The 10,943-nt window shown below is 65.6% G+C and carries 9 protein-coding genes; 6 read left to right on the top strand and 3 right to left on the bottom strand.

What is annotated here, in order from left to right; translation table 11 throughout:
• From NZN28_RS12635 to NZN28_RS12610, 6 genes are all read left to right on the top strand, one after another.
• Positions 1 to 592: substrate-binding domain-containing protein (locus NZN28_RS12635; protein WP_295398704.1), on the top strand; the 592-nt coding region annotated here is incomplete at its 5' end.
• A 381-nt stretch (positions 593 to 973) separates the two neighbouring features.
• A complete protein-coding gene (locus NZN28_RS12630) occupies positions 974 to 1,969 on the top strand; it encodes a MoxR family ATPase (protein ID WP_295398703.1) in 996 nt (331 codons plus the stop codon).
• Between the two features lie 37 nt (positions 1,970 to 2,006).
• Positions 2,007 to 4,703, top strand: coding sequence for a hypothetical protein (locus tag NZN28_RS12625; protein WP_295398702.1), 2,697 nt, complete (start codon positions 2,007 to 2,009; stop codon positions 4,701 to 4,703).
• A 14-nt stretch (positions 4,704 to 4,717) separates the two neighbouring features.
• Positions 4,718 to 5,938, top strand: coding sequence for a VWA-like domain-containing protein (locus NZN28_RS12620; protein ID WP_295398701.1), 1,221 nt, complete (start codon positions 4,718 to 4,720; stop codon positions 5,936 to 5,938).
• Positions 5,939 to 5,953: 15 nt separating this feature from the next.
• Positions 5,954 to 7,186, top strand: a complete 1,233-nt coding sequence (gene ilvA, locus NZN28_RS12615; protein WP_295398700.1) for a threonine ammonia-lyase — start codon at positions 5,954 to 5,956, stop codon at positions 7,184 to 7,186.
• Positions 7,187 to 7,449: 263 nt separating this feature from the next.
• Positions 7,450 to 8,298 (top strand): hypothetical protein, encoded by an 849-nt coding sequence (locus NZN28_RS12610; protein WP_295398699.1) that lies wholly within the window; start codon positions 7,450 to 7,452, stop codon positions 8,296 to 8,298.
• A gap of 136 nt (positions 8,299 to 8,434) precedes the next feature.
• Here NZN28_RS12610 and NZN28_RS12605 read toward each other — a convergent pair whose 3' ends face one another.
• From NZN28_RS12605 to NZN28_RS12595, 3 genes are all read right to left on the bottom strand, one after another.
• Complete coding sequence (locus NZN28_RS12605) at positions 8,435 to 9,313, bottom strand: hypothetical protein (RefSeq protein ID WP_295398698.1); 879 nt, start codon at positions 9,311 to 9,313, stop codon at positions 8,435 to 8,437.
• A gap of 165 nt (positions 9,314 to 9,478) precedes the next feature.
• A complete protein-coding gene (locus NZN28_RS12600) occupies positions 9,479 to 10,624 on the bottom strand; it encodes a DNA cytosine methyltransferase (protein WP_295398697.1) in 1,146 nt (381 codons plus the stop codon).
• Positions 10,625 to 10,628: 4 nt separating this feature from the next.
• Positions 10,629 to 10,943 (bottom strand): SinI family restriction endonuclease (locus NZN28_RS12595; RefSeq protein ID WP_295398696.1); only part of this gene is annotated, 315 nt, incomplete at its 5' end.

Below are 10,943 nucleotides of genomic sequence, written 5' to 3'. Positions count from 1 at the left end.
CCTCGAGATAGACCACTTCTACCCCGATAGCCCTTTCAGCTACGTGATGCTGGATGGGCGACAGTGCGTTTTTGAGGGGGTGCGTTACCTCTACGAGCTGGGCCACCGACGGATTGCTACCCTGGGCGACTACCACCCTGTTCTCACCCCTGACGAGCGCTCAAAGGTCTTCCCCGAGGCCATGCAGGCGGTGGGCCTCTCCCCCAACCCTGCCTACCAGCGGGTCATCGAGCGCAGCGAGGAAGCAGCCTACCGGCTCACCCTAGACCTGATGCGCCTGCCTGAACCCCCTACCGCCCTCTTTTCCCTGACTGGCAGTGAGGCCGCGGGGGCCTTCAGGGCCCTGAGGGAGCTGGGGCTGCGTATTCCCCAGGATGTTTCCCTGCTCACCTTCGACAACTACTCCTGGACCTCCCTGGTCACCCCGCCCCTCGACGTAATCGAGCAACCCGTAGAGGAGATGGGCCGGGCGGCGGTGGAAATTGTGCTGGACGCGGTGGAGCACCAGACCCTGGACAAGGTGGTGCGGCGGCGCTTCCCCGGGCGGCTCATCCGGCGGGGAAGCTGTGCGCCCCCGGTGGTCTCGGTGTAAAAGAGCGTTTTTCGGGCCGGCTCCGGCTCGGTTGCAAGGTTTAGGCCTTGGAAAAACCACAACCAAACGTTTTTTCGTGCTGCTGCTGAACCCGAGCACCCCAGCCGAACCGTACGGCGCAGGTCAGCAAAGCCTCGCGTGGGGCTCGATTCTCGAGCTTACCTGGGCTCGAGTGTGCAGCGTATTGATAGATTGGCTCGCTTGAATAGAAGAGCAACGTAACGCTTCGGTCACGTGCAAGGTTGGCCACAGCTTCCGGCTGGCGGCATCCTTGGGGGCTCGGTTGGGGCCTGAGGGTTCCCAGCGTTTAGCGAAAATTTAGCAACGTCCAAATGTTCATTTGCCCACAGAGTTCGACCACCTTTCCCCCAGACTGAGCGCGTGAGCCCAACCGAACTCACCAAATATCTGTCCGGACTGATTGAGCATCGCATCCAGACCGCCACCATGCTGTGGGGGCCGCCGGGGGTGGGGAAGTCTTCGATTGTGGCCCAGACCGCCCGCAAGTATGGTATCGGCTTTATTGACCTGCGGCTCTCGCAGCTGGCCCCCACCGACCTGCGCGGCCTGCCGGTGCCGGTAGACGGGGTTTCGCGCTGGTATCCGCCCGAGTTTTTGCCCTGGGAAGGGGAGGGGATTCTCTTCCTGGATGAGCTTAACATGGCCCCTCCCACCATGCAGGGCATGGCCCAGCAGCTCATCTTAGACCGCAAGGTGGGCTCGTACGAGCTACCGGAGGGCTGGTTTGTCTGGGCGGCGGGCAACCGCAAGGAGGACCGGGCCGCCGTGTTCGATATGCCGGCCCCGCTGGCCAACCGCTTCATCCACCTCGAGGTCACCCCGGACTTCGAAAGCTTCAAAGCCTACGGCCTGCAGGCCGGGATTCACGAGCGCATCCTGGCCTTTCTGGCCTTCCGCCCGGCCCTGCTGCACCAGATGGACGCCAGAAGCCCGGCCTGGCCCAGCCCGCGCAGCTGGGAGATGGCCTCGCACCTTTTGAAGGCCGGGCTGGACATTGCGCCCGTAGTGGGCGAGGCCGCCGCCGCCGAGCTGGCCGCCTACGAGCAGGTCTACGAGGCGCTGCCTGGGCTGGAGGAAATCCTGGAGGGCCGCGCCCACCTGCCCTTTCCCGAGGAACCCTCGGCCCGCTACGCCCTCACCCTGGGGCTGGCCCTCCGCGCCGCGAACACCCGGCAGGCCCTGAACGCTTTCCGCTGGATGGTGGAGGTGGCCCCCTCGGAGTGGGTGCAGCTGCTGGTCAGCGACCTCTACCGGCGGCTCAGGCCGCAGGGGCCCGGCGAGTTTGCCCTCCTGGTGCAGGAGGAGCCCCGCCTGCGGGCCTATCTGGAGGAGCAGCGGGAGCTGGTGCTGGGTTGAAAGACCCCTTTGCCATCGGCCAGGAATGGCGGGCAGTATGACGATGTTTCTCGAGGAAGCCCAGAACCCCAAAACCGCCCCTGAGCGGCTCCGGGCCCTGGCCTCGCGGCCCGAGGCCGAGGTTCGGCGCGCCGTGGCGGCCAACCCCAACACGCCCGAGGCGGTGTTGTGGCGGCTGGCGGTGCACTTTCCTGAGGCGGTGCTCTCGAATGCGCTGCTGGAGCTGCTGTGGCTGGTGAACCCCAACTGGCTGGCGGAGATGCCGGGCTACGCCCGCCAGCGCCTGCTTTCCTGCCCCGAGGCGCCCGCCCCCCTGCTGCGCTGGGCGGTGCGGGAGGGCGACACACCGGCGCTTTTGAGCCTGCTGCAAAACCCCGCCGCTCCCCCGGAGTGGGTGGAAGCCCTTTGCGCCCACCCCCTGCTGGCGGTGGCCGAGGCGGCCCGGCTGCACATAGGCCTGGAGGCCGAGCCCCTGGAGGCCGCCCTCGGCTGGTGCGAGGTTGACCTGGACTACCTCGAGCTGCGGCAGCTGGTGCTTTTGGGGATGGCCCCTTCCTGGCTGGCCCCGCGCCTGGCCCAGGAGCCCGATACCACGCTGCGGCTGGCTTTGCTCGAGCAGCCCGACCTGCCCCGCCGGGTGCTGGAAGCCTTCCTTTTCGACGACGAGGAAGAGGTGCGCCGGGCCGCGCGGCAGCACCCGGCCACCCCTCCCGAAACCGCCCGGATGCTACATCTTCTGGAGGCCGGCCTTCCCGTGGAGGCCCCCTTCGAGGCGCTGCTCGGTGGGCCGGACGGCCTTTATCCCCAGGCGAACTTCTGGATTCGCCGGTTGCTCGCCGCCCATCCCGAGACCCCGCGCCATCTGCTCGAGCGCCTCCTCACCGACGACGACTGGCGGGTCAGGGTGGCGCTGGCCGCCAACCCCGGCCTGCCCGAGGCCTGGTTCCTCACGCTGGCGCAGGACGGCGACCGCGACGTGCGGCGGGCGCTGGCGGCCAACCCCCGCACCCCAGCCGGGCTGCTGGGCCCGCTTCTGGCCGACGAGTACGAGGAGGTGCGGGAGGCGGCGGCCCAGAACCCCCAGACACCGGCGGAATGGCGGCAGGGCCTGGAGCGGCTCCAGGGCAAAGACCCGGGCCTCACCCCCGAGGAACTGGAGGGGCTGGCCGCTTTAGGCCCCTATGGTCGCCGGCTGGTGGCGGCCCATCCGAACGCGGCCTTCTGCCTCGAGCACCTCCACACCGACCCCGACTGGCAGACCCGCCTGGCGGTGGCCCAGCACCCCCGCACCCCGCCCGCGGTCCTGACCGCCATGGTCGCCGATACCGACCCCGAGGTGCGCCAGGCGGTGGCCCTGCACCCCGCAACCCCGCTGCCAGGCCTCGAGCAGCTTGCCCGCGACGAACAGCCCGAGGTGCGGGTGCGGGTGGCCGAGAACCCCCGCACCCCTGCGGCGGTTCTGCGACTCCTGGCCCAGGACGACCACTGGCAGGTGCGGCAGGCGGTGGCCCGGCACCCTTCCACGCCCCTCGAGGCCCTGCAAGAGCTGGGCCGCGACCCCGACCCCGATGTGCAGCAGGCGGTGGCCGACCACCCGGAAGCATCGCCGGAAGCCCTGGAGGCTTTCCTCACAGGCTGGGTGTTTCCGCCCCAGCTGCCCCTGAGCCCCGGGGCGCTTTACCGAAAGCTGCGAGAGGGCGAGAGCCTGCCCCCCGAATGGCTGGAGACGCTGGCGCGGGGGCCGGAGCGGGCCCGCCGGCTGGTGGCCGCCCACCCCGACACGCCGCAGCCGACCCTCGAGGCCCTCCTGCGCGACGAAGACTGGCGGGTGCGGCAGGCCCTGGCCCAGAACCCAGCCCTTCCCCCCGGGCTGCTCCTGCGGCTGGCCGCCGATGCCGATGTGGACGTTCGGCGGGCGGCCTTTGCCCATCCGGGGGCCGGGGTAGAGGTGCTGGCGCAGGTGCGCCCGGACGACCCGCCAGACCTAAGGCTCCTTGCGGCCCGGCACCCCCAGACCCCGCTGCCTGCCCTGCAACGCCTGCTGGGCGACCCCGACCCGGAGGTGCGCCAGGCGGCCCGCGCGCATCCCGCCGTGCCCGCGGCCTGGCTCGAGCAGTACCGCCGGGCCGAGGCGCTGGAGCCTTCGCTGGATGCGGCCTTTCTTCGCCATCTGGCCGCGCAGGAGGCCTGGGGCCGGGGGCTGGCCGCCCGGCACCCGGCAAGCCCCCGCGACGTGCTGGAGGCCCTGCAAAGTGACGAAGACGGCTCGGTGCGGCTGGCTTTGGCCCAAAACCCGGCCCTGCCCGCCGAAATTTTGACCCAGTTGGCCCAGGACGCCGACCGGGACGTGCGCCTGGCGGTGGCAGCCCACCCCAGCGCCGCGCCGGAGGCGCTGCAAGAGCTGCTGCGCGATACCGACGAGGAGGTGCGCCTGGCCGCGCTGCGCAACCCCCGCCTGCCGGAGCCGACTCTGGCTGCCTACCGGCGGCAGCTGGTGCTGCGGGCCTCGAGGTCGCGCTTTGCCCTGAACCGCGCGGTGGCCCTGTCGCGGCCCGAGATGCCCCCGCTCGAGCTGGCCAAGGTGCGCCACTGGGCCGCCCCGGAGTGGCTGGTGCGCTATGCGGTGGCCCAGAACCCCAATACGCCGCTGGAAGTGCTAAGACGCCTGGCCCAGGACGGCAACCGCTGGGTGCGGAAGAAGGCCCTCGAGGCCCTCCCGGATAGAAAACCCTGACCCCCGAGGTCACGATGGAAACCACCCCTAACCCCCAGGCCACGCCTGCAAGCCCGGCGCCCGCGCTGGAGCGCCGCATCACCGCCAGCCTGTTTCGCCTGCGGCGGCGCTCGCCATTTTTCGCCACCCTGGCCCTCTTTGCCCACTACCGGCCCAGCCTGGCCATTCCCACCGCGGCCACCGATGGGCGCGACGTGTATTACAACCCCCACTTCATGGCGGCCCTCTCCGACGAGCATTTCGACGGGGTGCTGCTGCACGAGGTGCTGCACGCGGCCCTGCTGCACGTGACCCGCCGCTCGCACCGCGACCCTGAGCGCTGGAACATCGCCGCCGACATTGTGGTCAACGGCCTCCTGATCGAGCGGGGCTACAGCCTGCCCGAAGGACATGTCCGTAACCCCGAGCTCGAGCGCTTTGCAGTCGAAGAGGTCTATGCCCTGCTGCCGAAAGGAGCGCAGGAGCCGGTTGTGCTGGACTTGCTTTTGGCCCCCCCCGAGGATGCAGAGGCCAAGGACGTCAAAGAGGGCCAGGGCCAGCCCGAGCCGAAAGGCAAACCCCGGCCCGGCCAGAAGCTCGCGGAGGGGGGCGCGCTCGGCGAGGCCGAGAAGGCGGCCATCGAGCGGCACTGGAAAAAAGCCATCCAGCAGGCCCAGATCATCGCCCGCAGCCAGGGCAAGGGCAGCCTGCCGGCGGGCCTCGAGCGGGCCTTTGGCCTCCCGGAAACCGCCGAACTGGACTGGAAGGCCCTGCTGTGGCGCTTCCTGGTACGCACCCCCACCGACTTTGCCGGCTACGACCGCCGCCACCTGGGGCGCGGCCTGTACCTGGAGACCCTCGAGGGCGAGAGCCTCAAGGTTTACATCGCTGTGGACACCTCGGGCTCGGTGGACGATGCCCTGGTTCGCCGCTTTTTGGGCGAGGTGCAGGGCATCCTGCAGGCCTACCCCCACCTGGAGGCCCGGCTCTACTACGCCGATGCCGCCCTCTACGGCCCCTACCCACTCCAGCCGGATGGCGAAATTCCCGCGCCCCAGGGGGGCGGTGGCACCAGCTTTGTGCCGTTTTTTGAGGAGGTGAACCGGGTGGCGCTCGAGGGGGTGTGCGTGTACCTGACCGATGGCTACGGGGATTTTCCCCTCCAAGCCCCCGAACTCCCCACGCTGTGGGTGGTTGCGCCGGGGGGGCTCGACACCGCTTCGTTCCGCTTCGGCGAGGTGGCCCGGCTTGGCTAGCGATACAATCGGCCCATGGCGGTTCGACTCGAGGACATCCAGGCTGCCCGCGAGCTGATTCGCGGGGTCATTGCGCCCACCCCCACCCTGCCCGACCCCCTGGCCTCCGAGGAGCTTGGCGTGCGGCTTTTTGTCAAGGCCGAGAACCTGCAAAAAAGCGGCTCTTTCAAGATTCGCGGAGCCTACCACAAAATAGCCTCGCTCACCCCAGAGGAAAAAGCCCGGGGGGTGATTGCCCCTTCGGCGGGCAACCACGCCCAGGGGGTGGCCCTGGCCGCCTCGTTGCAGGGCATCCGCTCGGTGATCGTGATGCCCCAGCACGCGCCCCTGACCAAGATTGTGGCCACCCGCCGGCTGGGGGCCGAGGTGATTCTGCACGGGGCCAGCTTCGACGATGCTGTAGCCCACGCCCACGAGCTGCAAAAACAGCACGGCTACACCTACGTCCACGCCTTCAACGACGAAAAAATCATCGCCGGGCAGGGCAGCATCGGCCTCGAGCTGCTGGAGGCCCTGCCCGAGCTGGATGTGCTGGTGGTGCCCATCGGGGGCGGCGGCTTAATGGGGGGGATTGCGGTGGCGGTCAAGAGCCTGCGCCCCCAGACCCACCTGGTGGGGGTGCAGGCCGCAGGCTGTGCGCCGGTCAACCTTTCGCTTCGGGCTGGAGAACCGGTGAGCGTGCCGGTGGCCCAGACCATCGCCGACGGCATTGCGGTCAAGCGCCCCGGCGACCTGACCCTGCCCCTCATTCGGCAGTACGTGGACCGGGTGGTCGAGGTCAGCGACGATGAAATCGCCCGGGGGATTGCCCACTGCGCCCAGAACCTCAAGCTGGTGGTGGAGGGGGCTGGGGCCGCGGGCATGGGGGCTTTACTGGCTGGCAAGGTGCCCCTACAGCCGGGGCAGACCGTGGCTACCGTGCTCTGTGGGGGCAACATTGACGGCAACCTGCTCTCCCGCGTGATTGAGCAGGTCATGGTGCGGCAGGGGCGCTACCTGCTGCTCAAGCTGGCGGTGGTAGACCGTCCGGGGGCGCTGGCCCGGGTGGTGGATCACGTGGCGGCAGCCGGGGCCAACATCATCGACATCTTTCACCGCCGCGCCCTCTGGCTGGCCCCGCTGGGTAAGGTGGGGGTGGAGCTGGTGCTCGAGGTGCGCGATGCGGCCCACGGTCACGAGGTGGTCGCGGGCCTCGAGCGCGCCGGTTACGCCGTGGAGCGGGAAAAGGTGGGGGAGTGGCCGGATTAGGGTGCTTTACAAGATACCAACCTTAACCTGAACACCGACCCAAGCGGGGAGCCAGGGCGTTGAGGGCGGGTGTTCAAGACCCGGCTCCGACCACCCCGGTTTGAAACTCGCCACGGCTGGGGTCGGTTTCATTCGACGACGGGAATGCTTCGCCCCGGAGCGAACAGGGGTCGCCTGGGTGATTGCCTCTATGAAGAGCACGATAGAACCCCGCCGATGGGCCGGTGACGCTTGAGTGACGCAGGCCCGTGTACCTTGTGGGCATGAAAAAATACGCTGTAAGCACTATCTTTCTGCTGGGCCTGGCGCTGGCACAGACCGCTCCTTTTACCGAACAGGATCGCATTATCAACGGTCTGGTCGGCAGTCACCCCACGGTGATCGAGGGACAGGCCTATATCGCGGTGCTCCAGTCCACGCGGGTCTGGGTGGTGAGCCCCGGCCAGAGCGCCGACTGGCGCAGGCCCAACTTCGTGTACGCCACGGCCTGGTACGACCGCGAGCGCAACGGCCTGGACCCCATCCGCCGCATCAGCTTCAATGGAATGCCGCTCCAGGAGCTTTCCAGCCGCTTTGGCCCCTCCTATGCCCTGAAGCAGCTGTTTACGGAACCCATGCCAGAGACCTGGATCAACTGGTATGCCTTTTTCGACCCCCGCTTTTTCCCCCCCTATGTCTCGGCGGATGACCTCTACAGCCAGCCCCGCTGGACGCTGGCCTACCCCGCGCCCTACCGCCTGAACCTGCCCAACCCGCTTCGCCTTGGGGCGGTGGAGTGGTCGTTTGAGATGGCCCCGGCCTACGCCATTGACCAAGCCCCGCAGTACGGCTCGTTGAAGCTCTATCCCAGCCGCACGGCCTGGGGCAACAGCTACCTGGGCCATCTGATGGCCAACCCTGGCAGCGTATCGCAGCGCATGCCCCCCGACGGCTCGCTGGCCGGCTCGGGGGGCGGCTGGGTGGCGGGAGCCCTCGAGGGCTATGCTGGGGCCAGCGCCTGCAACGAGCGGAGCCTGGACTTTGGCGGAGGGGCCACGGTCAACAGGGTGCTCATCAAGGCCTGTACCCTGGTGGTCTCGCCGGTGCGGCTCGAGGTCGTGGCTCCCCGCTAGCCGCGCAGAACCTCGAGCCCCTCACTTGTGCGTTCCTTTCCTGGTTGCAGCAGCGAAAGCAGAGGGCCGAAAACCTGCAACTTGAGACCGACCGCTGCTATCGCCTTCGCTCCCGCCCTCAGACTTCCGGCAACCCCTATGGAATGGGTTTGGCCGTCCAGGAGCCTCGGCTCAGGCTGGTGCGCCCACTGTCTTGCTGCACCAGGACAAAAGGCCCCTGGATGCTCTTGTCGGCCTGGATGTCGCCCTCGCCCACAATGCGACTGCCCCTGCCCAGGTCGAAGATCACAAACACCTTCTTGTTGCCGGCCAGGGCGCCCTTGACCGGAATCTCGCCGCCATCGGCCAGCACCAGCTTGCCCTCCAGGCGTCCGTAACCCTCTTTCTGCCGGAGTTCCAGGTTGAGGCGGCCCTCGAGCCTGGTTCCCTTGGCCGGGCCATCCTCCACCAGCCCGCTGAAGGTGTAGGCGAGCTTTTGCGGCGTGGGGGCGGGCATGGGGGTCGGCCCTGAGACGGGGGTGGCTGTCCAGCGGCCTTTATCCCCGGCGGCAGGCCCTATAAAGGGGCCCTTGAACACCCCGCCTGCCTCGCGCTTGCCGGTGCCGATGATCAGCAGGTTGTTGGCCTTGTCCACCTCGAAGAAGATGTAGATGCGCCCCCCACGGGTCAGCACCCCCTTGGCCGGCACATTGAGGTTGGTGCCGCTCAGGGCGCCCATAAACACAAAGTGGCCGCCCCCCACCGGCTTGAGCTCGAGGGTCAGCCTGCCCGAGAGCACCGTGTCCTTGCTGGGGCCTTCCTCCACCTTGCCGCTGAAGTCGAAGACCACCTGTTGCTCGGGTGCACGCCCCTGGAGCTCGAGGTCGTTGCTTACGAAGCGGGCCTCTTCCACCGACATGCTTTCGCTGATGGGCGGTGTGGAAGGTGTGGAGTTGCTGGGGCTGCCGCACGCCGCAAGCAGCAGCACCCCCGCCAGCGCACTCAAAAGCCATTGCCCTGAACCCAGGTTTCGCATGGTCTGCACCCCTTTCTGCGCTCATTCTTTGGGGCTACATGGTTAGAAGTCTAAGATGGGATATGGGGTGAAATGCGTACTGGTCGCGTTTTTACCTAACATTAATTCATTTGGGTGCTTAGGTTTTCTTTAGGAAAGGTGTAAAGGTGAGTGTGCAATGTGGGCTTAACTTGCAAGCTCAAAGAGCCTAGTTTGAATAGCAGTGGCTTTCTTATCACCCAAGATGGTTGCGACTATAGAATCCCCAATGGCTTTTCCTAAACGGGGAGGAACCGCGTTTCCTATCTGTCGGTACTGATCAGCCATCGAACCATAAAAAATCCAGTCGTCAGGAAACCCCTGAATACGTGCGGCCTCCCGGACGCTAATAGGACGCAACTCACTGGGATGGCACATGTCGGTGGCTTTTTGAGAGGGGCTGGTAGTGATTGTTGGGGACGGCTTATCCCAGGCTAGTCTACGGTAGAAGCCGACTTTTCCTCCACCGGAATTAAGTGCTCCACCCATGGCTTCAGGAAGCAGTTCACGTGGCAAATTGCGCCAGTTACCACCTTCGGGAATCAGTTGGAGGAATCGCAAACGTGAATCGGGGTATGGTGGGAATAGGGGTTCAGGGTCACTTAGGTTTGCGAGTGCTTCTCTAAGGGTTCGCCACTTTGGAAGCCCTATCCCGCTCTGGCTATGAGTTGGTTGGGGCAGAGCAATTGGTTCGTGGTCGCGGCTGCCAATAATAATTACCCGCTCACGTATCTGCGGCACACCATAATTCGCAGCGTTTAGGAGCCCATAGGCATAGGTATAGCCAAGGCGAGTAAACTCGTCGAGGATTACCTGAAAAGCCGAACCGGGCAATTCATCAGGATCAAGTGGACGCGCTTCTTTACCACGTTCAGCAATAGGACGATGGCGAATAGCAGCAGAAAGTATACCTCTCACATTTTCCATCACGAAAAAGCGGGGGCGGATACCTTCAATAAGTCGAATGAAATCCCTGAACAAACTGCCTCTGGGGTCTTGTATAGCTCCTCTGCGACCTGCTGTGCTGAAAGGTTGGCAAGGAGGCCCACCCGAGACCAAAGTGACTTCACCAACTCGTAAATTGGTTGCGTCCAGCAAATCCTGAGCTGTTACTTGCGTCACGTCCTCAAAAATAACTGCGTTGCGGCCCAGGCGGCTTAGATTGATATTAATGGTTTGGCGAGCTATGGGATCGAGCTCAACAAAGGCCAGCGTTTCGAAACCAGCTTGCTCCAAACCTAAGTCTAAACCCATCGCTCCAGAGAACAGAGAAATATGTGAAAATCGATGCATACATTTATTTTAGGCCCTTTGCGTAATCTTTGATATACTCATGGAAATCGTCCTCGCTTAGGCCCGACGCAAAAGGGAAGTTCTCCCAGTTAGTTCTGCCCTTCCTTGAATAAATGCGAAACCATCTCTTGATGTTTGTCCCCTCACGAATAGCTGAGGAGGAGCTGTTCTCGCTGTTGTCCCGATTCTTAACTTGCAATGCAACAGTGAGGTCTTCGCGAAGGAAATCAACTGAGCTAACGATGTTACCCGCGCACCAGATCCACCCACGTGGCTCGAGACGGTTGGCTATGTAGCGCTCCAGCAAATCACCTAGCAG

Origin of the sequence: Meiothermus sp., assembly GCF_025056915.1 — a bacterium.
Lineage (GTDB): Bacteria > Deinococcota > Deinococci > Deinococcales > Thermaceae > Meiothermus.
This window is presented reverse-complemented; position numbering and strand designations above follow the sequence as displayed.